This is a genomic window from Candidatus Binataceae bacterium, assembly GCA_036495685.1.
Taxonomy (GTDB): Bacteria; Desulfobacterota; Binatia; order Binatales; family Binataceae; genus JAFAHS01.
The window spans coordinates 40082-61004 of sequence record DASXMJ010000052.1 but is presented as its reverse complement, the minus strand read 5'-3'; the positions used below and the strand labels follow the sequence as shown (position 1 = coordinate 61004).

The following is a 20923-nucleotide window of genomic DNA, read 5'->3' as shown; positions in this document are numbered from 1 at the left end:
CATGCTCGTGACGCGAGATTTCACGCCGGTGGGTCGCGGATACATCAAACGCGGCCGAACAGGTGCGGAACTTCGGCCATCCGATCGCTCCACTCCTTGTCTTGTAAACCCGGACTGACCACTTTCCTTGCGACCTTAGCCGCGGACCCTGCTCATCGACTACGGCTAAGCGCGTCAATGACCGCAGCGGTCATCTCCTCGGTCGTGGCTTTGCCGCCGATATCGCCGGTCAGCACTCTTCCCAACCGCAGGACCTTTCCGGTCGCGCTACGGATAGCTGCTCCCGCCCCCGAGTAGCCAAGGTAGTCGAGCATCATCGCGCTCGACAAAATCGCCGCAATTGGATTCGCTATGCCCTTGCCGGCCAGGTCGGGTGCGGTTCCGTGCACCGCCTCGAAAATCGCACCCTTGTCACCGTAGTTGGCACCGGGAACCAGGCCCAGGCCGCCGACCAGGCCGGCGCACAGGTCCGAGACGATGTCGCCATACAGGTTCTCCAGCAGCAGGACGTCAAAGGAGGACGGATCGGTCACCAGACGCATGCAAGCGGCATCGACGATCTGCTCGCGGTACGTGATTTCGGAATAGTCTCTCGCGACCGCGCGGGCGCATCTAATGAATAACCCGTCCGACAGCTTCATGATATTGGCTTTGTGGATCGCGGTCAGCGACTTGCGCTTATGCCGACGCGCGTACTCGAACGCGAAGCGCGCGATGCGCCGCGAGGCGCGGGCGGTTATCACTTTGATGCTTTCCACCACGCCAGGTGCCACGACATGCTCAATGCCGGAATACAGATCCTCGGTGTTTTCACGTACGACGATCAGGTCGATGTTGCGAAACGGCGTGTGCACGCCGGCAAAGCTCAGGGTAGGACGCAGGTTGGCGTACAAATCGAAGGCCTTGCGCAGGTAGACGTTTATCGATCGATAGCCTTCGCCCGAGCGGGTTTCGAGCGGACCCTTGAGTGCGACCCTGGTACGTTTCAATGACCGGATCAGGGTGTCGGGAACGGGAGTGCCAAATCGCTTCACCGCATAGGCGCCTGCTGCCTGGCGATCCCAATCGATGGCGACTCCAGTCGCCCGGATTACCGCGAGCGCGGCGTCGATAACTTCGGGGCCAACCCCATCGCCGCCAATCAGTGTAACCAAGGGGGCGCCCCGGGCGCGTCTCGTGGGCGAGAAACTCCTGGAATCCGACTTGGTTTTTTTGGGTCTCATCGCCTTCAGTAGTTGGCTAACCCGATCATCAAATCGCTCACGTTTGTACCAGTCGGGCCGACCCGCAGCAGGTCTCCGATCGAATCGAAGAAATGGTAGGCATCGTTGTGTTTCAATGAGGTTGCCGGGTCGAGGCCTTTGCTGGTCGCGCGCGTAACGCTGTCGGGAAATGCGAAAGCACCGGCTGCGTCGGTTGGCCCGTCGATTCCGTCGCTCCCGGCTACCAAAGCCGCCACCTTGGCGTGCGGAGCGATTTGCGCAAGGGTGATCGCCATTGCCAAGGCGCATTGCTGAGCCCGCCCGCCGCGCCCTCTGCCACGGACCGTTACCGTCGTCTCTCCACCGGCGAGCAGGCAAACGCGCGGCAACTCTATCTTGGCCAGCTGGTGCGCCAGGTCGCGCCCTACGTCGTCGGCCTCGCCTTTGAGGTCACGCCATCGTTCGATAGCGAAGCCGTGGCGGGCGGCCTGGTCCGCGGCGGCATCGACGGCGGTGCGATTACTGCCGATAAGCAGATTTGTCACGCGCGCAAATATCGGGTCGCCGCTCTTGAGGGTCTCGGGAATTTCGCCGGCCACGCCTTTTTCGAGGTGTTCGCGGACTCGCTCGGGTGCGCGACCCCAGATTCGGCGACGTTTCAGAATCGCGATCGCGTCCGAGAATGTAGAAGGGTCGGGCGCAGTGAGGCCAGACCCAATCGTCGCAAGATCATCACCCGGAACATCCGAAAGAATCAGCGCCACGACCCGTGCGCCCGGGGCCGTCGCGCGGACCAGATTTCCACCTTTTACTGCCGACAGGTGCTTGCGGACACAGTTGAGTTCTTTGATCGCCGCGCCCGAGCTCAGCAAAGCGGAGTTGGTTGCGACCTTGTCGTCGAGCGTCACCCCTTCCGCCGGAGCCACAAACATCGCGGAGGCGCCGCCGCTGAGCGCGACGATGAGCAGATCACCTGCCTTCATCTCCTCGAGCATGGCGAGTGCGGCGCGCGCGGCGTCGGCGGATGATTGGTCGGGGAGTGGGTGACTGCCCCGCAGACATTGAATCCCTGGCGGCGTCGCTTGGCCCTGCAGCGGCTGCGGAACGACTGCCAAGCCGCGGACGATCTTCCCTTCGAGCCGGCGTTGTAGTTCGCGCGCCATCGGGTGGGCGCCCTTGCCGATGGCGAGCACGAACGAGCGCTTGGCCGCCGTGATCAGGTCGGATACTTGGCGCGAAGCTGAAGTGGTGCCATCAAGTGCCCGTCCCACCAGCAACGCCGGATCGATGGCAGCAATTGCGGCGCGATAGATCGCGGTCAATTCCCGCTGAAGGTCAGTCCTGATTGCCACAACATGAAACTCGGGCGATCACGCTTCATCATTTTGGGCGCGGTCGCAGATTTCAAGTCCCGTGCTGCGCCGCTCGCTCAGTGCGACCGCCAAACCCGTGCCTTCACCGCACAGGCGCGCGATTCTTCGCGCGGCCCACCGCGCGGGGCGGAAGACCAACGGGTCACGTGCCGCTCAACCCACGGAGCCTTTGACGAATGGAAACGAGAACCGGCAGCAAAGGCCATATGCGCGCGGGAACCCGCGGGGTTCGCCGGAACTAATGTGGGCGCAGGACATCGATCTTGCCGTTGTTCCTTGCGACCACAACCAATGAGGCCATGGCGACGAAGAGCCCGGTTCCGACTACACCAGGGATTTCGCGCAGTTCGCGATCGAGGCGCACAGGATTGCGAATCTCCTTGACCCCGCAGTCGAGGATCAGGTTGCCGTTGTCACTTACGAAGTCGGCGCCGTCTTTCTGGCGCACCTTGGGCTTTAGACCCAGCGCTGCGACTCGCCGCATGGCCAGGGGCAGAGCGAACGTCACCACCTCGACCGGCAGGCTCCCCCGCGTCCCGAGGCGCTGGACGAGCTTCTCCTCGCCGACCAGCACGATGAATCGACGCGACGCTGCCGCGACGATTTTCTCCCGGACCAGCGCCCCGCCGTATCCCTTGATCAGGTTGAGTCGCGGATCCACCTCGTCGGCCCCATCAAAGTCGGTGTCGATTTTCGGAGCGTCTGCGAGCGAGGCAATTTCGATGCCCAGAGAGCGGCCCAGTTCCTCGCTGGCGCGGGAAGTGGGGACGCCACGTACCTGAATCAGGCTCGCCCCGAGAGCATTGATGAAGGCGGTCGCAGCACGCCCGGTTCCGAGGCCTATCACGTCTCCCGGTTTCGCAAAGCGCAACGCGTAGTGGCCAAGGGCCGCCAGGTGGTCTGGTTCGTTCTGTTCCATCGGAGCTCCCCCAAGGTTCCGACTACTTTCCGTTACGAATCAGATTCATGAACTCCTGACGCGTTTCCACGTTGGTACGGAACGCACCGAGCATCGCCGAGGTGGTCATCTTGGAATTCTGCTTCTGCACGCCGCGCATCCGCATGCACAGATGCTCGGCTTCCAGTACGACAGCCACTCCGAGCGGATCGATCTCTTCCATGAGAGTCTGCGCGATCTGGGTGGTAAGGCGTTCCTGCACCTGGAGGCGGCGACAGTAGATCTCGACCATCCGCGCGAGCTTCGAGATTCCGACGATTCGCTTGTTGGGCAGATATGCTACGTGCGCTTTGCCCATGAACGGCAGCACGTGATGTTCGCAGAGGGAGTAGAAGTCGAGATCCTTGCAAAGGATCATCTCCTGGTAGTCCTCTTCCACGAACAACGCCCCGTTGATCGCGTCCTTGGGGTCCTGCATGTAGCCGCTGGTCAAAAATTCGAGCGCTTGAACCATCCGCAGTGGCGTGCGCACGAGGCCTTCCCGCGCGGGGTCCTCGCCCACGTGCGACAGGAGCGTGCGGACCGCTTCCTCACTTCGCGTGCGGTCGCGTTCTCCCGAATCGGATTCCCGACGGCTGGTGAGCCGATGGACTACTGGTTTGCGTGCGTTCGCCATTTGCTGAACTCCAGGGCCAGTTCGATCGCCAGCGAGGTGCCGCCACCGCTCATGATGTTGAATCCCGCGACTTCGCCGGCCAACGATTTCATCAGTGCTAAATTCTCTCGCACCGAGAAAGCGCGCGCTTCGGCCTCGGACATCCCTGCGTAGCGATCGAAGTGTTCGCGCGCCCCGCGCAAGTCCGTGACCTGCTGCTTGATATGATCGGCCATCGACGCGCGCTTGACCGGAAGAATTCCCAACATCGCATGGATGAAAAGCCGCTTGGCCTGCGCCTGAAAGCGGCGCGCGGTAGCGGTCTGGAAAACCGGTTGGGTAATCACGAATTTAGCCCCCACTTGCGCCTTGCGCTCAAGCATGGCGATCTCGCGAGCGAAGTCTTCGCGGTTCGGGTTGGCAACCGCGCCGGGGTAGAGCTTGGGCAGGGTTTTGAGCGGCGCCCGCCCTTCGCCGGTGTCGCCCCGATTCAGCGCGGCAATCATATCGAGCAGACCAAATGGATTCAGGTCGCGTACCGCGGCAGACTGGTCCGATTGCTCGTTCGGCACCCGGTCGCCCGCCACCGCGACGATGCCGTCAATGCCTAAAGCCGCAGCGCCAAGTAGGTCAGACTTGAGGGCGTAACGGTTGCGATGGCGGCAGGAAAAATTAAGCACGACCGGAATTCCCAATCTGGCCTTAATGAAAGAAGCAAACACCAAGCCCGACATCTTTACCCGGCCGAGCGCGTTGTCGGTCAGATTGATCGCGTCGACGTGCCCGGCGAAGGCTTCCAGGCGCTTGAGCAGCGGCGCGGGGTTGGCGCCCCGCGGCGGAGCCACTTCCAGCCACACGGCGGGCCGGGAGGCGCCCAGAATGTCTGCTAGCGACGACAATCAGCTGCTCCGCTGCTGACGCGGGACGCGCGCGCGGGAAGGTTGAGGGGAACCATGCAAGCGGGGAGCGCCAGGGCGCCCAGGACTAAGCCTGTCGGCGCTCGGTCGCCTTCACCTTCTGATACTTGCGATAGTCGTATCCGGTCGCCATCGCCATGAGCAGCGGTTCCATGCCGCCCTCCTTCTCGCGCCGCAGCACGCGCAGGCGGTCGAAGAATTCGCGGAAGTCCTTGTCGATTCGCTGGGCGCCGTCAATTGGCTGCAGGAAGAAATCGTGCAGACGCGTCACGGTGAAGCGCAGCGACGAGAACCTCAGTTCATTGGGAAACGCATCCCATTCGGCGAGCGACAAGGTCCTGACCGATTCGTAGCCGCCGAGCAGCGCGCGGAACCGCTCCAGCGAGTATCCGCCACGCACGAAACACAGCGCGTTCACCGCGGTAGCGATATCGAAGATAAACTTGCCACGGCAGGCCGACTCGAAGTCGAGCACCGCCATCAGCTTCTCCCCGCGGAACAGCAGGTTGTCCGAGAATATGTCTCCGTGGATCACGCCCTTGGGCAGCTTGCCTTCGAGGTATCGGGTCAGGTACTCGATTTCGTCGTCGAGGGTTCTGCAGATCTTGCGAAAGTAATTGGGCAGGCGGCTTCTCACGTTCAGGTACAAATCGGCAATTCGTTCGAAGCTGAACCGGTTGTCGATTCCCTTCTTGTACGCCTTCCCAATGACGTGGAGCTCGCCGATCGCGTGCCCGATGGTCTCCAGCTGCGAGAACTTAAGCTTCTCGGGGGCGGGAACCTTGCCCTCCTGATACTTGAACAGCGACACGCATTTGTTGTTGAAGGCGCGATGGTAGCGGCCCATCCGATCCTGCATCGGATGCGGACACGGGAAAGTGTGCTTGCGCAGAAAGGACAGCAGATCGATTTCGCGCTTGAGCTCGTTCTCGCTCTTTACTTCATCGATACGGAGCAGGAATTTTCCCTTGGCGGCGTCGATCAGGTAGTTGCTGTTGATCGAACCTTGCGGGATTGCGTTCGCGCTGGTTATTCGCCCCAGTGAGTAATCGTCTGCCAGTTCCTTGAGGAACGGTTTGTTGAGTTCGGTATAGACGGCCATGGAAGGATCTGCTTCGCCCGCGGAATCCGCGGGAAGTTTAGAGCCAAGCTCAAGGCGGGTCAACTAGGGTCTGGAAATCTCACGCTTAAACGCTCGGTATGCAGCTTTGAGCGCTCTTTAGGACTCGCTACCCCCGGAAAAGGGGCGGCGAAATCATTGCGTCGGCCCTGACTTAGCGCCTAAATCAAACCTGATGCCGACCAGGAAAAAAGCGCCACCCAAGGGTAAATCAGCTGCCGGAACAGCGGCCGCTAAAGACTCGACTTCGCTGGAAGGTCGCAAAGCCCCTAGTTTTGCGCTGGCCGACCACGCGGGAAACACCGTCAAGCTGGCCGATCTGATAGGGTCGAAGAAGCTCGTGCTCTACTTCTACCCGAAAGACCTCACGCCCGGGTGCACCATCGAAGCCTGCAGCTTTCGCGACCAGCAGGCGGCGCTACGGTCGGCCGGTGCGCAGGTGGTGGGGATCAGCGGCGACTCGACAGCCTTACACGAGAAGTTTCGCGCGAAACACGACTTGAACTTCCCCCTGCTGAGCGATGTGGGAAATGAGGTCGGGCGCGCCTATGGCGTGTACAAAAAGAAATCTCTTTATGGGCGCGAGTTCATGGGGATCGAGCGCACCACCTTCGTTATCGGCAGGGATGGTGTCGTGCGCAAGGTATTTCCCAAAGTGAAGGTGGCGGGCCACACCGAGCAGGTACTCGCCGCGCTCAAAGAGATCGAATGAGGGACTCAGTCGCCAGCTCGCGCGGTCTGCAACAGGTTTTCCCGCAAGAAGGCGCGGAGCTCGGGCTCGATAATCCGCTTCGCGATGTGATGCGAGGCGTCGGGATAATAGCGTGTCTCGACGTGCGCCCCGCGTTCCCGTAGCGCACTGGCAAGCCTCACGGCCTGGCTCACTGGCATGGCGCGGTCACCCTCGCCGTGAAGAATCAGGACGCTGCAATCCAGCCGCTCGGGAAGATGCTGCATTACACTGCGTTCCGCGAGCACGCGCTTGCTGGGCCACACCTGGTGGATGATCGCAAGCTTGGTGCGGAGCGGAGCCTGCGGCCATAGTTTCAGCAGGTCGTACGCGCCTGATTGGAGAATAAGCGCACGCGGACGCGAATCGTAGTCCATCAGCAAACCCGCCGCGACGGCGCCGTCGCCGGATCCCCAGACCGCGACCTTGGCGGGATCCACTTCGGGCCGCGCCGCCAGCAAGTCGAGTGCGCGTCGCGAGGCCGCCACCGTGGGGGGACCCACAAACCGCCCAGGCCCGGAGGAGCGCCCGTAACCGGGAATGCTGACGCACGCGACGTGAATTCCCATCGCCACCACACCGCTGTTCGCGTCGACGCAGCGCTCCGCGCTGTCTCCGTCGCCGCTTAACACCAGTAGCGCGGGAAGGCGGCCCGCATCGCTGCTGAGCGCCAGGTAGCCGGCTATCTGATACTGATTGGGCCCCAGAGCAATCTCAAAATTAAAGGACTCTACGTTCTGATGCTTCCGCAAAAAGCCCGCCGGGCTCGCGTGGCAAGCGCTGAGCGCGAGGCCGAGAACGAAAGTAACTAGCAGAGTCAGGCGCGGGCGCGACCGCGGCACAACCGCCACAACCGGCTCTCGGGAAGTCTTCATAAGCAGCGCAAATGTACTCGCCAGGTAGTCTAAAGGGAATAGCATCCGCGGTTGACATCATCCACGCCGGCCAACCTGAAATTTAGGCACGCAGCCTGCCTTTCGCAATGAGCTCGGCACTTTTCGGGGAAAACCAGTTAACGCGTGGGTGGCGTTGAATCAGGTCCGCCTTTCACAAATACTTACTAGTTCTCGCGGGACGAATCACCTGCTTTGGCGGTCCGGCGCTGAGACTAAGGACTGTGACAACAACGCAAGCATCGGCAGTAATCGATTTCGCGAAGGGCGACGGCGTGGTCCCGGTGGTTGCGGTCGACCACGCCAGCCAGCGCGTGCTGATGTTTGCCTACATGAACCGCGAAGCGTTCGAGGAAACCGTGGCGACCGGACGCGCGTGCTATTTTTCGCGCAGCCGCGAGCGCCTGTGGCGCAAGGGCGAGGAGTCGGGAAATTTCCAGGTCGTCAAGGAGATCCGCATCGACTGTGACGCGGACACCATCGTCCTCATGGTTGAGCAGATGGGTGACGGCGCCGCCTGTCACACCGGCCACGAATCATGCTTCTTCCGCCGGCTTGAGAATGGAGAATGGCGCGAAGTCGAAGCGCGCAAGGTAGACCCCGCCAAGTACGGGCCCGCCTATGGGCATCAGTCAAAGACGCCTCGATGAAACAGCGCAAAGCTGAGCAAACGCCCGAGGCGATTCTCAAATTCGGAATTCCCAAAGGCAGCCTCGAGCAGCAGACGCTGGAGTTGATGCGCAGGTCCGGTTGGCGAATCTCGGTCGACGCGCGCTCCTACATCCCCAATATCGATGATTCCTCGCTGGCGTGCAGGATTCTCCGTCCTCAGGAGATACCGCGCTATATTGCGGATGGCTCGCTCGATGCCGGGATTACCGGCAGCGACTGGATTGTCGAGAACAACGTTAAACTCGTCACGGTCGAAAGCTTCATCTACTCCAAGGTCTCTCTGAATCCTTCGCGCTGGGTGCTGTGCGTTGCGGAACGATCGCCAGTCAGGTGCCTGGAAGACCTAGAAGGCAAGCGCGTCGCAACCGAGATCGTGGGGTTCGTCCGGCGGGTGTTCGCACACCGAAAAATTAAAGCAGAAGTTGAATTTTCGTGGGGAGCGACCGAAGCCAAGGTGGCCGAGGGTATCGTCGATGCGGCAGTCGACGTCACCGAGACCGGCTCGTCCCTGCGCGCCAATGGCCTCCGGATAGTCGAAGAACTGCTGACCTCGAATCCGGTCCTGGTCGCAAATCCCCAGTCGTGGGACGACCGTTGGAAAAAAGCGAAGATTCGGCAGATTGGCGTACTGATTCGTGGCGCGCTTGATGCCGAGAGCCGGGTCGGTATCAAAATGAACGTGGCCCGTGAAAACCTGAAAAAAGTTATCGAGCTGCTCCCGTCCATCACTGCCCCGACCGTGTCGCAGCTCTACCCACACCCGAATCTCAAAGGTAAGGAGTGGCTCGCTGTCGAAACCGTGATCGCGGAGCAGACTGTTCGGGAGCTCTTCCCCAAGCTGCTCGAGGCGGGCGCGGTGGGAATCGTCGAGTATCCACTCAATAAGATCATCGGCTGAAGCCAAGCTCTAGGTTCGCGACTAGGCCGCGGGTTGAAAGCGCTTTCGAGAATGGCCATCGCTGCAGAGCACTGGTCCACGCCGACGATTTTCGGCGCGCTTGAGCGGAAGTCGCAACTTCGGCTGGCGGTCTCGATGGCGCCACTCTACGCTGTCGCTGACAACTACGCCCCCGTATCGGCGGCGGGAGGATTTGGCGATGGGCAAGACGCTAAGGACTGACACTCACAATGGCGTGCGCTCGATAGTTCTGACGCGTGCCGCCGAGTACAACACCATCACCCCCGAGCTGCGCGATGAACTCGCCGCAGCGATCGACGAGGCGGATTCCGACCGGGGGATTCGCGTGATTCTGTTGCGGGCCGAGGGCGACGCGTTTTGCGCCGGCTACCGGCTGGACACTTCCACGCAAGCGCAAATCGCAGAGGGGTCCCGGCAACGAGCGTGGGATTCGGTTGCGGACTATCACATGATTTCACGTTACGTGAACACCTATCTGAAGCTCTGGTACGCCAGCAAACCGGTGGTCGCCGCCGTTCAGGGCTGGTGTATCGGCGGCGGCACCGACATGGTGTTGTGTGCGGACCTGATCATCGCGGCGGAAACCGCGTCCTTTGGTTATCCGCCGTCGCGGGTGTGGGGAACACCCACGACTGCGATGTGGGTTTACCGAATGGGATTAGAGCAGGCCAAGCGATACCTGCTGACCGGTGACGAAATCCCCGCGCCCGAGGCGGCGCGAATCGGACTAATTCTTGAAACCGTGCCTGAGGGAAGGCTTCGCGAACATGCCACCGGGTTTGCGGAACGGATGGCACGCTTACCACTCAACCAACTCCAGATGCTGAAACTGCTGTGCAATCATACCGCGGAGCAGATGGGCTTCGCGACCTCGCGCCTGCTGGGATCGTTTTTTGATGGAGTTGCGCGACACACGCAGGAGGGGCTCGATTTTGTGCGGCGTGCGCAGGAGACTGGTTTTCGCCAGGCGGTACGTGAACGTGACGAGCCATTCGCCGACTATGGCTCGGGACCCGCTCCAGGAGCCGACGCGGCAAAGGCAAGTCGCGATAACTCTGGCTCTTCCTTTCCGACCTCCATTAGGTTCATTCGAAGCGTACCGGTCTCTTGGAACCCGCTAAGGGCGAGCTCGTAAGCGGGTGTAATCGATATCCAAGAACCTTCGGATTTGATGCAAACCCGACCAGAGAGGGACGCCATGAGTTCGCGCTCACGCCGAACTCTATGGCCGTCTCGGTCCGGGCCGCGCAGAAGCCGCCTTTAATCAGCTTCGAGCGCCCTCGATACCCTCGACAGAGCCGGGACGCTGAGCTTGGGCGCTGTGATGACTTTACGGATGCTGACCTTGCGTGTCGTGATGGGCGGACAAGTGTTCGATGCCCGGAATGCCGCGCGGAGTTTCATCATCGAACAAGATCGTGATGATGCCCCACAAGCTCATGATTCCCCAGAAGGCGCCACTGTTGAAGGGCGGGAAGCCGACGGTCGTGGCGATAAGCACCATCGACTGTGCGAGTTCACCAGCCTTCCACAGGTCTCCCATAGCTTATTCGCCCGTCCAGTTGGGTTTACGCTTCTGCGAAAAAGCCAGCGGCCCTTCAACCGCATCTTTTGATCGGAACAGCCGCTCCTGACCCTCGTAGTGCTTCGCGATAGCCTCTTCGACCGGGAGCCCCAGCCCGGTGAGCGCGGCTTCCTTGCTGGCCTGCACCGAGAGCGGCGAACATTCCATGATTTCGTGCGCCCATCGCTCTGAAGCAGTGATGAGGTCCTGCAGGGGCACCACCTCGTTAACGATACCCCACTTGTGCGCCTCCTGCGCGGTAATGTGTTTGCCGGTCAGCATCATGCCCATCGCGATTTTGAGCGGAATATGGCGCGGGAGCCGATGGACTCCACCGGCCGCTGCCATCAGTCCCACGCGTGGTTCCGGCAATCCGAAACGAGCATGCTCGGCCGCGATGATAATGTCGCAGGAAAGGGCGATTTCAAACCCACCACCCAGCGCGAAGCCATTCACTGCCGCGATAATCGGCTTGAAAATATCGTAACGCGCGGTTATCCCCGCAAAACCACCCTTTGACCGCATAGGCTGTTCGCCGCGATGCTCGGCGGTCCAGCGCAGGTCATTCCCGGCTGAGAACGCCTTGTCACCCGCGCCGGTGGCGATTGCAACCCACATGGAGCGGTCGGCGACGAAGTCATCCCAAACCTGGTCCATCTCGACATGACACGCGGGGTGCAGGGCGTTCATCCGCTCCGGGCGGTTAAACGTGATGTAAGCAATATGTTCGCGCTTTTCATACTTGATGAATTCCAGCTTCATTAGCTCCTCACTAGCTCCTCACTTCCGTTCTACGGGCTCATCGAGCAGTTCGAAGAAGGCGTCGATGCTCTGCATGAGCTGGCGCCGGATTTGCGCCCGCGTTCCTTCTATATAGTGCATGGCTACCCGGCCTGAATTTCCATCCATCAGGGTGACACGTGCATCTTCAACCGATGCAACCTGGCCGTCAAAAATTCTCATCCCATAAACCAGCGCGCCGCGCTGGGAAGCGCCTTTAACCAGATGAAGCCTGCGAGGCATCCCGGTCTCCCGTGCTTGCTATCATGGGATTTGTATAGCACACCCCCTCGGCGAGTTGCCTGTGCCAGAAAACGCCACTCTTTGTGGTGATGGTGTTGTAGTGGACTCGCGCAGAAAGCGGAGGTGGGCGGCGGTTTCGCAGCACGGTTTACGCGTGACGCGTTCCCGCGTTTGGTGAATCGGTTGAAGAGCGGCGTTGACAACGTCCCGCTTGCCCAACAGAATCCGGGCGATGCTTTGGCGTGCACCAATTATTTCGCGAATGTTACTGGCGATGTGGGTCGGAAACCTCGCCGGATGCGGGGTTTTCTACCAGGCCGGTACCCGCATCAAAGCCTCGCACATGTCCGACCAGCTCAAACAGGGCGAGTCGATGTCGGAGGTTCACAAGAAGTTCGGTGAACCTTCTTTGCGTGAGTATCCCAGCGATACGACCGAGGTTTGGAGCTACGCTTACAAGCCGAATTCCAACGATATTACCGCGGCCCTGCTCTACACCTCGACCAAGGAAGGTGACAAAGGAACCTTTCTCGATCTGAAGTTTACGGACGGCAAACTGGTCTCCTGGGCTGAAGCCGAGCATACGATGCCCCCAAAGGAAAGAACGGGTATCGGAGCAGGAATCAACGGAGGTGCAATTCTGGGCCCAGGCAATACGTCTGGCCAATCAAGCCACTACTAAGGAACGCAACGGGAACGTGCTTGCAAGGCCACGGCGCCATCGTGTGTAATTGGCGCGGAACCGCAATTCGCGAATGGCCGGAGGGCATAATACGGTTGCTCGAAACGCGTCGTCGGTTCGCACCTTTATGCCGAAAAATCTCTAATGGCTACCGCGAGTAAGAGCTTCGAGAGCATTCTGCTCGACCGTTCCTGGGTATCCCCGCAAGACCTCGATAAAGCACGGCAGCGGCGCAAACCCGGCCAGGAACTGGCCGAAGTTCTGGTGGAAATGGGCGCGCTTGAGCCCCAGCGCCTTGCTCGGGCGCTCGCGCAGGAATACCGCATGCCCTTCCAGGCGCACATCGATGAGCACGCGCTCGATCACACCCTGGTCACCAAGGTCCCCATCAACTACGCAAAAAAGAATCACCTGCTGCCGTTGCACGTCGACGATGCCGGAGTGACCGTCGCGATCGCTGACCCGGCTAACTACCAGCCCCTCGACGACCTTCACATCCTGTTCGGCGCTCCGGTGTTGCCAGTTCTGGCGCCGATGGAAGTGATCAATGAGGCCATCAACCGCGCCTACGACAACGCCACCACCACTACCGCCGAAGAACTGATGTTTGATCTCGATGAGGAACGCCTCGACGCATTAGCGAGCGAGCTGGCGGCCGAGCCGCGCGACCTGTTGGACGCCGACGATTCAGCACCGATTATCAAGCTGGTCAACGGAATTCTTTCGCAAGCGGTCAAAGACCGCGCCAGCGACATCCATATTGAAGTGTTCGAGACCGACATGGAGGTCCGCTTGCGGGTTGATGGCATGCTCTATGACGTCCTCAAACCGCACAAGCGCTATCAGCCCGCGATAACCTCGCGCGTCAAAGTCATGGCGGGCCTGGATATCGCCGAGAAACGTCTACCCCAGGACGGACGTATTCGGCTGCGGATCGCCGGGCGTGACATCGATATCCGCGTCTCCACCATCCCAACCGCGTTCGGCGAGCGGCTGGTCCTGCGTCTGCTCGATCGCGCCCAGGCCGTCGAGATTATTAACCTCGACCACCTGGGGTTTTCGGGTGAGAACTTGCGCAAACTGGATCGGCTTATCCGCCAGAGCCATGGGATTGTCCTGGCGACGGGACCCACCGGCTCGGGCAAGTCGACGACCCTGTACGCGTGCCTGAGCCGCATCAATTCCCCCGAGAAGAACATCATCACCATCGAGGACCCAATAGAGTACCAGCTGCGCGGCGTCGGCCAGATGCAGGTAAACCCGAAGATCGATCTGACCTTCGCCAGCGGATTGCGTTCGATTCTCCGGCAGGACCCCGACGTGATCATGGTTGGCGAAATCCGCGACGGAGAAACCGCGGGGATTGCGATTCAATCCGCGCTCACCGGCCATCTGGTGTTCTCCACCTTGCACACCAATGATTCATTTGGCGCGGTGAGCCGCTTACTCGATTTCGGGATCGAACCGTTCCTGGTCTCGTCCTCGATTCTTGCGGTGCTGGCACAGCGTCTGGTTCGCCGCTTGTGCCCGGAGTGTCGCGAGCCCCACTCGCCCACCGAAGCCGAGCTGGCCCGTATCGGGCTGTACGCCTCCCATACAGAGAAGCAGATCTATCGGGCCAAGGGATGCCGCGCGTGTCGCAACAGTGGCTATCGCGGACGCGTTGCGATTCAGGAATTGATGGTAGTAGACGACGAGATCCGCGCGCTGGTAATGGCAAACAGCGACGGCGCGACTCTGCGCCGCCATTGCACCTCGTTGGGTATGAAGCTGCTGCGCCAGGACGGAGCAGAGCGAATCCTGGCCGGGGAGACAACCATCGAGGAACTCCTGCGCCAGACCCAGGAAGAAGTCGTCTAGTAATCGCCCTCGCGATCATGCCGGTTTTTGCGTACCGCGGACTATCGACCGAAGGCCGTTCGGTTTCCGGCGTGATCGACGCGGACAGCGCGCGCACCGCGCGCGAGAAATTGCGCGGCTCGGGAGTGTTTCCCACCGACCTTGCCGAAGAGATCGTCGGCCAGCCGCGGTTGAGGCGGGAAATCCCGTTTCGCCGGCGCGGAATGTCGGGTGGGGACCTGGCCCTGCTGACCCGGCAACTCGGATCTCTGCTCGGTGCGGGCGTACAACTGGTGGATGCGCTCGGGGCGTTGGCCGAACAGAGCGCGCGCGCGGCGGTCAAACGGATGCTGTCACAGGTGCGCGAGCGCGTGCGCGAAGGCTCGTCGCTCGCGGAGGCGCTCAAGGTGCATCCGCATATCTTCTCCGACCTTTACGTCGGCATGGTGCGAGCCGGCGAGCAAGCAGCGGCGCTGGAGGCGGTACTGGATCGCCTGGCCGACTACAGCGAACGGCAGGCGGAATTCATGGCCAAGGTCCGCGGCGCCCTCACCTACCCGATCATCATGATGATTGTCGGCGCTGCGATCATGACCTTCCTGGTCACCTACGTGGTTCCGCAGGTGGCGACGATCTTCGAGCAACAACACGCCGCACTTCCGCTTGCAACGCAAATCCTGATCGCGATGTCATCGTTTCTAACCGGCTATTGGGTGTGGATTGCCCTCGTCCTTTTGGGCGCTACCGCCGGGATTCTCTACGGTCTCTCCACCGCCCGCGGGCGGCGCTTCTATGACAGCCTGACTCTACGGCTGCCATACGTTGGTCAGACGGTGGTGCGAATCATCTGCGCAAGGTTCGCGCGCACTCTGGCAACCCTGCTCGCGGCGGGTGTACAGCTGCTGCCGGCGCTCGAAGCGGTAAAAGCGGTTGTCACCAATGGCCTGTTGCGCGAGGCGATAGAAAAAAGCCGGGAGGAAATTCGCGAGGGCCACGGGATGGCGCAGACCCTCTCGCAGAGCAAACTGTTTCCGCCCATGCTGATCGAGATGATCCGGGTGGGGGAACGTTCGGGCGAGCTGGAGCGAATGCTAGAACGAGTCGCAGACAATTACGAGCGCGAAGTCGCGCATTCGCTGAGCCAGGTCACCACCATTCTTGAACCCGTGATGACGCTGGTGATGGCGGCGGTTATCGTGTTCATGATGGTTGCGGTGCTCTTGCCGATTTTCCAGCTCAACCAGATCATGCAGTAGTGGGTACGCTGCGATGAACAGAAGCTTCAGAGGCCAGGATGGTTTCACGTTGATCGAGATCATGGTGGTGATCCTGATCATCGGGTTGTTGGCACTGATGGTCGTTCCCCGCCTGCGCGGCGTCGCAGACCGCGCCAAACGCACCAAGGCTCAAGCCGACATCCAGGAGTTGAAGCAGGCACTCGACCGCTACTATCTCGACAACGGTTCTTACCCTACCACCGACCAGGGTCTGCAGGCTTTGGTCACTCCTCCTACCGGAGGGCGCCCGCCGAGCAACTACGAGCAAGGCGGGTACATTGAAAAACTTCCCAACGATCCGTGGGGCAACCAGTATTTCTATCAAAGCGATGGTAGTACCTATGCGCTCAAGTCCTTCGGTCCTGACGGCGTGCAAAGTGCCGATGATATAGACGGCAGTTCAACCTGAAAGAACTATGAGTAGCGCGCGTTTCCCTCGCCGCCTGGCGATCGGACCGGGGCGGTCAACCGAGGGGCGCCAAAGTTCGGCGCCCGGCTTCACCCTGCTCGAGCTCGCAATCGTTATCTTTATCATGGCCCTGATGTTCACCCTCGCGGTGCCTTACACCGGCGGCTACCGCAAGGCGCGCCTCAAGAGCGAGGCGCGGCGTCTAGCCGGTCGCGCGTCCTATCTATTCGACGAAGCGTCCGCGCAGAAGGTCTTTTTGCGGCTGGTCTTCGACCTCGATCACCAGGTCTACGGAGTGATGCGGCTTGACCCGTACGCGACGCCCACACCCTCGTTCGGTCCCGACCATAGCAGCGCCAGCGCGCCGGTCACGATGCCCGCGTCAATCGCGATCCGCGACGTGACCGTGGGCGACCTCGGAACGTTCAGCGCGGGCACCGTGGCGACGCAGTTCTACCCGGAGGGATACGTGGACGCTACGCTCATCCACATGATCGATTTGTCGGGTCACGTGATGACGCTGGCGCTCAATCCGGTGACCGGCCGAGTGATCGTCGCTGATGGTGACCTCTCGATGGCGCAGGTGCTGACACGATGATTTGCAGCCGTCGCCCGGTTCGGATCGTATCCTCCCGAGAGGCTGCTGGTTTCACCCTGCTGGAGGTCATGGTCGCGATGGCGGTGCTGGGAATCGCCTTGCTCGCGCTGCTTACGCTGCATCATCAGAGCCTGCAGAGCGTAATTCACAGCCGGGACATCTCGCGTGCCGGAATGCTGTGTCAGACGATCATGAGCCAGGCCGAGCTGGAGCAGTTCCCGCAACTCGGTGTGACCAAGGGAAATTTCGAACGCTATTTCCCCGGTGAGTACCAGAAATTTCGCTGGGAGCGAGACGTCCTAGAATCGGGAGTCTTCCCGGACGTACGCAAGGTGAGGGTGATTGTCTTCTATGGACCGAAGTTCTCGCGCACTTTTTCGATAACCGAATACCTTCACAACCCGGTTCCGGTTACACCAACGGAATAATGAGCAACCGAATTCTCCGCTCGGAGCGCGGCTTCACCCTGCTCGAACTGATGCTGGCGGTGGCAATCCTGGGGCTAATTGTCGTGATGCTCGCGGAATCGTTTCATGCCGTGGCGATGAGCAAACTTCACGCCGAGGAGCGCTTGTACTCCGAACGCAGTGGCCGTGCGATTCTTTGGCAAATAAGCAACGAGATTCGCGGTGCCGTTCAGACTCCACTTGCTCCCAGCCGGGTACTGGTGCTGGGTGCTGCCAGATATCAGGGCGGTTCCCCGGTCAATACGCTGACGGTTTCGACGCTCGATCCCGGCCATCGCCGATCGCTCGATGGCTATGGCGCTGAAGAGATCGTAACTTACACTGCGGCCCCCAACCCTAACCATCGCGGATGGTTCCTACTCGAGCGCTCGCAGTACAGCGGCCTCGGTTCCGGCGCGAGCCAGGCGCCGATCATCGTCGCCGACAACATGCTGAGCCTCAAGCTTCGCTACTTCGACGGAGAGCAATGGGGCCAGGTCTGGAATTCCGAGAACATGTCGCCCGGGCGGCAGGTGCCGGTCGCGGTGTCCATTGATCTGAGCCTCGCAGGTCCCAGGGGCGAGCCGCTGGCCTTCTCCACCCAGGTGACGGTGCCAATGGCGATCGCGCAATGGTGAAATCCCGCAAAACCAACCCGCGTGGGGTTGCGCTGCTGGTGGTCCTGCTCGGCGTCGCACTCATGACGCTTATCGTTATCGACTTCGGAACCACCGCCGCGCTTGGCTACCTGTCGGCGGCGAATCAGGCCAACGAATTGCGCGCATATTTTCTGGCGCGCTCGAGTGTGGCGGTAGGGCTGGGACTGCTCGCCGAAGACTCCCGCATGGACGCGCAAATGCAGACCCCTTACGACAGTCTCAACGACGTATGGGCGGCGCCCTTTCCGCCGATCAACGTCGATGGCGGAACCGCGTCGATATCGGTAATCGACGAGACCCGCAAGCTGAACATCAATCAGCTCGTCAATCCGACCAACGGTGAGATCGATCCTCAATACGCGATCGTCCTGGAGCGGCTCTTTGCTATCCTGAACATTCCTCCGGAAATCATTCCGGCGCTGGCCGACTGGATCGACGCCGACAGCTTCCCCTTACCCCAGGGGGGCGCGGAAATGGACTACTACTTGCGACTCGTGCCACCCTATGCGCCGCGCAACGGACTCATGCCGACGATAGGAGACCTAAAGATGGTGCGCGGGGTCGATGACGCGACTTTTCATCGCCTGCTCCCCTTTGTCACGGTCGTTCCGGAAATGCAGGTCAACGCCAATACCGCCCCGCCGGAGGTGCTGGCCGCCTTGAGTCCCCAGCTCTTCGCCAACCCGGACCTGGTCAAGGCGATCGTTACGGCGCGGATGATCCGGCCTTTTTCCAACCTGACCGACGTGGGCAACATCCCGGGCCTTGGTCAGTACATCACCGATCTATCCAAGGTATTAACCACCCGCAGTAATTTCTTTACCATAAACGGAATGGGGACTTTTGCCGGGGCTCGCAAGCTGGTCCACTCGACCTTTCGGCGCCAGCCTAACGGCACGGGGCTGCTCATATCTTGGCAAGAGGACTAAGCAGCTAAGCCGAATGCCGCAGCGCATACTAGCGATAGAAGTCGCCGGGGACCGGTTGCGCGCCGCCACCGCGGATCGCACCTGGAACTCTTTTCAATTCATCGGCGTGTTTGAGACGCATCGCGCCGAAGGCGAGGAGAATCTCGCGCCCGCCCTGCGTCGCCTGACGGAAAAGACCGGTCACCCGGATGTTGTGATTTCCGCTATTCCGACCGACGCGGTCGCAAAGCGACTGCTTGAATTGCCGTTCCGGGATCTGCGCAAGCTCCATCAGGTGGTCCCCTTCGCGCTGGAGGAGCATCTGCCGTTCCCGGTCGATGGTGCCACAGTGACGTTCGTGCGGGTGGGACGATCGGGGGACAAATCGCTGGTGCTGGCCGCGTCCGCGCGCAAGCAGGAAATGCAAAACCATCTTCAGCTGCTTGCCAGCGCAGGACTCGACCCCAAAACCGTGACCATCGCGCCGTTTGCGGTTGCCGCGCTGTTTGCACGATCGAAAAACGGGAAGCAGACCACCGCCCACCTCGTGATCGACGCCGAGCAGAGTTCGACCTCGTTTGTGCTCCTCGACCAAAAAGGAATTCCGCGCGCAATGCGAACCATCGCGGCGGGTCTGCTTACCCCTCAAGGTGCCGCGCGCCCAGCGGACGAGATGGCCCCAATTGTGAACACCCTGCGCCAGACGATTCTTGCGCACACGGGTGAGCTCGATCACGCCCACCTGGTGATCACCGGGCGCGGCGCGATGATACCGAAGCTGCGCGGCAACCTCTCGGATGCGCTTGCTCTCGCTACCCACGATTTCGATTGCTCCGCACTGTTCGAAGGCGCGCGTCCCGACATGATTCGTTTCGTCACTCCAGTCGCGATGCTGCTCGGCGAAATGCCAAACCATCCGGTCGAGCTGCTTAATTTTCGTCAGGGTGAGTTCGCCTTTCACGGCAGGACGCGCGGCGACCTAACTCCCTTCTACACCACCGGCATCCTCGCCGCCGGTCTGATTGGCTTCATGCTGCTTCACTTTTTGCTGGGTGTGTATGGAAAAATTCACCACCTGCACCTAATCGACCGCGAGATCGCCAAAATGGCGGCGCCGGTTCTGGGTGAAGATGTGTCGTCCGACCCGATTGGCCAGTTGCGCTCGGGTATATCGGCGATGGACAAGCAACTTCGGCTGCTCGGCGGCAATACAAGTCGGAACTCGGCGCTCGACACGCTGATGACCGTGTCGCAAACGCTACCTGCGCGCATCCCGGCGCAGCTGGAGGAATTTCAGGTTGATCCGACCGGGCTTCGCGTTACCGGCCTGGCTGACTCGTTCGGTACCGTCGACCAGGTGAAACGCGCACTCGACCAGTCAGGCGCGTTTGGCTCGATCGAGGTGACGCACGCGAACTCCAGCAGTGAACCCAACAAGGTCGAGTTCCGACTGAGTGCCGACTTCAAAGGCGCCGAAGGCAATCCGTGACCACGCTGCGCGAATATCTCGCCGGGCTGCGGCAGCGGTTCTCGGCTTTTCTCGAGCCACAGACCCGCCGGTTGCGCGCGCAGATCGACCCGTACCTCGCACAGGCCCGCGCCCGCTACGACAAGCTCGAAAAGCGCGAGCGGTTGCTGGTCCAAGTCGCGGCGGGACTGCTCGCGCTGTTTGTGGTTTACACCCTGATCTATTCGCCAATCGCCGATTATGTCGATGGACTGGATGAACGGATCGCGACGCGGGAGCATGACCTGGCAGGCGTTCAGCGGCTGGTTGCCACCTACGCCACCGTCAAGGCGGATCTCAACGCCGTGCGGCACAATACCGTGCCAGGTGGAAAGGATTTCTCGCTGTTCTCGGTCGTGGAGGCGTCTTTCAGCAAGAGTCTGGGGCATGAAAAGATCGCGTCGATCACGCCCGAAGCAGATCGAAAACTGCCCGACGGACTGGTGCAATATAGTGTGCAGCTCAAGTTGAACGACGTCAGCCTTGCCCAAATTGTCGATGCGCTGTACGCGGTGCGCACTTTGCCGATGCCGGTGGGCATCGGCAACCTCCGCATTCAGCGACGTATGCAGAATACCCATTCCTTTGACGTCGATCTCACCTGCGTGGCGTTGGGCCGGAGCGCCTGACCT

25 protein-coding genes are annotated in these 20923 nt (G+C 60.8%); 15 read left to right on the top strand and 10 right to left on the bottom strand.

Translation table 11 applies throughout. The features are described from left to right. Window positions 1-152: 152 nt before the first annotated feature. The 6 genes from VGI36_06265 to VGI36_06240 all read right to left on the bottom strand — a co-directional run bounded on the left by VGI36_06265 (window position 153) and on the right by VGI36_06240 (window position 6147). Window positions 153-1154 carry an isocitrate/isopropylmalate dehydrogenase family protein gene (locus tag VGI36_06265; protein HEY2484732.1) on the bottom strand — a complete coding sequence of 334 codons (1002 nt, stop codon included), beginning with the start codon at window positions 1152-1154 and terminating at the stop codon, window positions 153-155. 74 nt (window positions 1155-1228) lie between these two features. Then, window positions 1229-2554 carry a DUF4147 domain-containing protein gene (locus VGI36_06260; protein HEY2484731.1) on the bottom strand — a complete coding sequence of 442 codons (1326 nt, stop codon included), beginning with the start codon at window positions 2552-2554 and terminating at the stop codon, window positions 1229-1231. A 259-nt stretch (window positions 2555-2813) separates the two neighbouring features. Then, entirely contained in the window at window positions 2814-3494 is a 681-nt protein-coding gene (gene rpiA / locus VGI36_06255) for a ribose-5-phosphate isomerase RpiA (protein HEY2484730.1), read from the bottom strand. A 22-nt stretch (window positions 3495-3516) separates the two neighbouring features. After that, entirely contained in the window at window positions 3517-4149 is a 633-nt protein-coding gene (gene folE / locus VGI36_06250; GenBank protein ID HEY2484729.1) for a GTP cyclohydrolase I FolE, read from the bottom strand. Then, window positions 4125-5027 (bottom strand): methylenetetrahydrofolate reductase, encoded by a 903-nt coding sequence (locus VGI36_06245; protein ID HEY2484728.1) that lies wholly within the window; start codon window positions 5025-5027, stop codon window positions 4125-4127. The genes folE and VGI36_06245 overlap by 25 nt, the downstream gene beginning before the upstream one ends. An 85-nt stretch (window positions 5028-5112) precedes the next feature. After that, entirely contained in the window at window positions 5113-6147 is a 1035-nt protein-coding gene (locus VGI36_06240) for a homoserine kinase (GenBank protein ID HEY2484727.1), read from the bottom strand. 193 nt (window positions 6148-6340) lie between these two features. Between VGI36_06240 and bcp the strand changes: the two genes are divergently transcribed. Further along, window positions 6341-6877 carry a thioredoxin-dependent thiol peroxidase gene (gene bcp / locus VGI36_06235; protein ID HEY2484726.1) on the top strand — a complete coding sequence of 179 codons (537 nt, stop codon included), beginning with the start codon at window positions 6341-6343 and terminating at the stop codon, window positions 6875-6877. Between the two features lie 5 nt (window positions 6878-6882). Here the strand turns inward: bcp and VGI36_06230 are convergent, their stop codons facing one another. Further along, on the bottom strand, window positions 6883-7770 hold the full coding sequence (locus tag VGI36_06230) for a prolyl oligopeptidase family serine peptidase (protein HEY2484725.1): 888 nt from the start codon (window positions 7768-7770) through the stop codon (window positions 6883-6885). A gap of 242 nt (window positions 7771-8012) precedes the next feature. Here VGI36_06230 and hisI point away from each other — a divergent pair, with 242 nt between their 5' ends. From hisI to VGI36_06210, 4 genes are read left to right on the top strand one after another with little or no spacing between them, the layout of a single operon-like run. Continuing rightward, window positions 8013-8438 (top strand): phosphoribosyl-AMP cyclohydrolase, encoded by a 426-nt coding sequence (hisI, locus tag VGI36_06225; protein HEY2484724.1) that lies wholly within the window; start codon window positions 8013-8015, stop codon window positions 8436-8438. Continuing rightward, window positions 8435-9358, top strand: a complete 924-nt coding sequence (hisG, locus tag VGI36_06220) for an ATP phosphoribosyltransferase (protein ID HEY2484723.1) — start codon at window positions 8435-8437, stop codon at window positions 9356-9358. The genes hisI and hisG overlap by 4 nt, the downstream gene beginning before the upstream one ends. 51 nt (window positions 9359-9409) lie before the next feature. Then, window positions 9410-9580 (top strand): hypothetical protein, encoded by a 171-nt coding sequence (locus tag VGI36_06215; protein HEY2484722.1) that lies wholly within the window; start codon window positions 9410-9412, stop codon window positions 9578-9580. Next, entirely contained in the window at window positions 9558-10514 is a 957-nt protein-coding gene (locus VGI36_06210) for a crotonase/enoyl-CoA hydratase family protein (protein ID HEY2484721.1), read from the top strand. The genes VGI36_06215 and VGI36_06210 overlap by 23 nt, the downstream gene beginning before the upstream one ends. Before the next feature lie 195 nt (window positions 10515-10709). On the opposite strand, the gene VGI36_06205 is transcribed toward VGI36_06210, so the two are convergent. The 3 genes from VGI36_06205 to VGI36_06195 are packed head-to-tail and all read right to left on the bottom strand — an operon-like array spanning window position 10710 to window position 11966. Next, on the bottom strand, window positions 10710-10922 hold the full coding sequence (locus tag VGI36_06205; protein ID HEY2484720.1) for a hypothetical protein: 213 nt from the start codon (window positions 10920-10922) through the stop codon (window positions 10710-10712). Window positions 10923-10925: 3 nt separating this feature from the next. Beyond that, window positions 10926-11705, bottom strand: coding sequence for an enoyl-CoA hydratase-related protein (locus tag VGI36_06200; protein HEY2484719.1), 780 nt, complete (start codon window positions 11703-11705; stop codon window positions 10926-10928). A gap of 18 nt (window positions 11706-11723) precedes the next feature. Then, window positions 11724-11966 carry a hypothetical protein gene (locus VGI36_06195; GenBank protein ID HEY2484718.1) on the bottom strand — a complete coding sequence of 81 codons (243 nt, stop codon included), beginning with the start codon at window positions 11964-11966 and terminating at the stop codon, window positions 11724-11726. Between the two features lie 274 nt (window positions 11967-12240). On the opposite strand from VGI36_06195, the gene VGI36_06190 reads away from it, so the two are divergent. The 10 genes from VGI36_06190 to gspM all read left to right on the top strand — a co-directional run bounded on the left by VGI36_06190 (window position 12241) and on the right by gspM (window position 20920). Then, entirely contained in the window at window positions 12241-12648 is a 408-nt protein-coding gene (locus tag VGI36_06190) for a hypothetical protein (GenBank protein HEY2484717.1), read from the top strand. Window positions 12649-12792: 144 nt separating this feature from the next. Then, a complete protein-coding gene (gene gspE / locus VGI36_06185) occupies window positions 12793-14508 on the top strand; it encodes a type II secretion system ATPase GspE (GenBank protein HEY2484716.1) in 1716 nt (571 codons plus the stop codon). A 17-nt stretch (window positions 14509-14525) separates the two neighbouring features. Then, window positions 14526-15743, top strand: coding sequence for a type II secretion system inner membrane protein GspF (gene gspF / locus VGI36_06180; protein HEY2484715.1), 1218 nt, complete (start codon window positions 14526-14528; stop codon window positions 15741-15743). A 13-nt stretch (window positions 15744-15756) separates the two neighbouring features. Then, a complete protein-coding gene (gene gspG, locus VGI36_06175; GenBank protein ID HEY2484714.1) occupies window positions 15757-16173 on the top strand; it encodes a type II secretion system major pseudopilin GspG in 417 nt (138 codons plus the stop codon). A gap of 7 nt (window positions 16174-16180) precedes the next feature. Continuing rightward, the gene (locus VGI36_06170) at window positions 16181-16771 is read left to right on the top strand and encodes a prepilin-type N-terminal cleavage/methylation domain-containing protein (protein HEY2484713.1); all 591 of its coding nucleotides are present in this window, start codon (window positions 16181-16183) and stop codon (window positions 16769-16771) included. Next, complete coding sequence (locus VGI36_06165; protein ID HEY2484712.1) at window positions 16768-17199, top strand: prepilin-type N-terminal cleavage/methylation domain-containing protein; 432 nt, start codon at window positions 16768-16770, stop codon at window positions 17197-17199. The genes VGI36_06170 and VGI36_06165 overlap by 4 nt, the downstream gene beginning before the upstream one ends. Further along, a complete protein-coding gene (locus VGI36_06160; GenBank protein ID HEY2484711.1) occupies window positions 17199-17855 on the top strand; it encodes a prepilin-type N-terminal cleavage/methylation domain-containing protein in 657 nt (218 codons plus the stop codon). Before VGI36_06165 ends, VGI36_06160 begins: the two co-directional genes overlap by 1 nt. Then, complete coding sequence (gspK, locus tag VGI36_06155) at window positions 17849-18805, top strand: type II secretion system minor pseudopilin GspK (protein HEY2484710.1); 957 nt, start codon at window positions 17849-17851, stop codon at window positions 18803-18805. The genes VGI36_06160 and gspK overlap by 7 nt, the downstream gene beginning before the upstream one ends. A gap of 13 nt (window positions 18806-18818) precedes the next feature. Beyond that, window positions 18819-20273, top strand: coding sequence for a type II secretion system protein GspL (locus VGI36_06150; GenBank protein ID HEY2484709.1), 1455 nt, complete (start codon window positions 18819-18821; stop codon window positions 20271-20273). Next, window positions 20270-20920 (top strand): type II secretion system protein GspM, encoded by a 651-nt coding sequence (gene gspM, locus VGI36_06145; GenBank protein ID HEY2484708.1) that lies wholly within the window; start codon window positions 20270-20272, stop codon window positions 20918-20920. Before VGI36_06150 ends, gspM begins: the two co-directional genes overlap by 4 nt. Window positions 20921-20923: the final 3 nt, after the last annotated feature.

Coding starts and splice junctions, on each gene's coding strand:
- VGI36_06215 (HEY2484722.1), top strand. CDS start 9,410: ATGGCCATCGCTGCAGAGCACTGGTCCACGCCGACGATTTTCGGCGCG.
- gspE (HEY2484716.1), top strand. CDS start 12,793: ATGGCTACCGCGAGTAAGAGCTTCGAGAGCATTCTGCTCGACCGTTCC.
- gspK (HEY2484710.1), top strand. CDS start 17,849: ATGGTGAAATCCCGCAAAACCAACCCGCGTGGGGTTGCGCTGCTGGTG.
- gspF (HEY2484715.1), top strand. CDS start 14,526: ATGCCGGTTTTTGCGTACCGCGGACTATCGACCGAAGGCCGTTCGGTT.
- VGI36_06190 (HEY2484717.1), top strand. CDS start 12,241: ATGTGGGTCGGAAACCTCGCCGGATGCGGGGTTTTCTACCAGGCCGGT.
- VGI36_06210 (HEY2484721.1), top strand. CDS start 9,558: ATGGGCAAGACGCTAAGGACTGACACTCACAATGGCGTGCGCTCGATA.
- rpiA (HEY2484730.1), bottom strand. CDS start 3,494: ATGGAACAGAACGAACCAGACCACCTGGCGGCCCTTGGCCACTACGCG.
- VGI36_06165 (HEY2484712.1), top strand. CDS start 16,768: ATGATTTGCAGCCGTCGCCCGGTTCGGATCGTATCCTCCCGAGAGGCT.
- VGI36_06170 (HEY2484713.1), top strand. CDS start 16,181: ATGAGTAGCGCGCGTTTCCCTCGCCGCCTGGCGATCGGACCGGGGCGG.
- hisG (HEY2484723.1), top strand. CDS start 8,435: ATGAAACAGCGCAAAGCTGAGCAAACGCCCGAGGCGATTCTCAAATTC.
- VGI36_06160 (HEY2484711.1), top strand. CDS start 17,199: ATGAGCAACCGAATTCTCCGCTCGGAGCGCGGCTTCACCCTGCTCGAA.
- VGI36_06195 (HEY2484718.1), bottom strand. CDS start 11,966: ATGCCTCGCAGGCTTCATCTGGTTAAAGGCGCTTCCCAGCGCGGCGCG.
- VGI36_06230 (HEY2484725.1), bottom strand. CDS start 7,770: ATGAAGACTTCCCGAGAGCCGGTTGTGGCGGTTGTGCCGCGGTCGCGC.
- gspG (HEY2484714.1), top strand. CDS start 15,757: ATGAACAGAAGCTTCAGAGGCCAGGATGGTTTCACGTTGATCGAGATC.
- VGI36_06240 (HEY2484727.1), bottom strand. CDS start 6,147: ATGGCCGTCTATACCGAACTCAACAAACCGTTCCTCAAGGAACTGGCA.
- bcp (HEY2484726.1), top strand. CDS start 6,341: ATGCCGACCAGGAAAAAAGCGCCACCCAAGGGTAAATCAGCTGCCGGA.
- VGI36_06150 (HEY2484709.1), top strand. CDS start 18,819: ATGCCGCAGCGCATACTAGCGATAGAAGTCGCCGGGGACCGGTTGCGC.
- VGI36_06200 (HEY2484719.1), bottom strand. CDS start 11,705: ATGAAGCTGGAATTCATCAAGTATGAAAAGCGCGAACATATTGCTTAC.
- folE (HEY2484729.1), bottom strand. CDS start 4,149: ATGGCGAACGCACGCAAACCAGTAGTCCATCGGCTCACCAGCCGTCGG.
- VGI36_06205 (HEY2484720.1), bottom strand. CDS start 10,922: ATGGGAGACCTGTGGAAGGCTGGTGAACTCGCACAGTCGATGGTGCTT.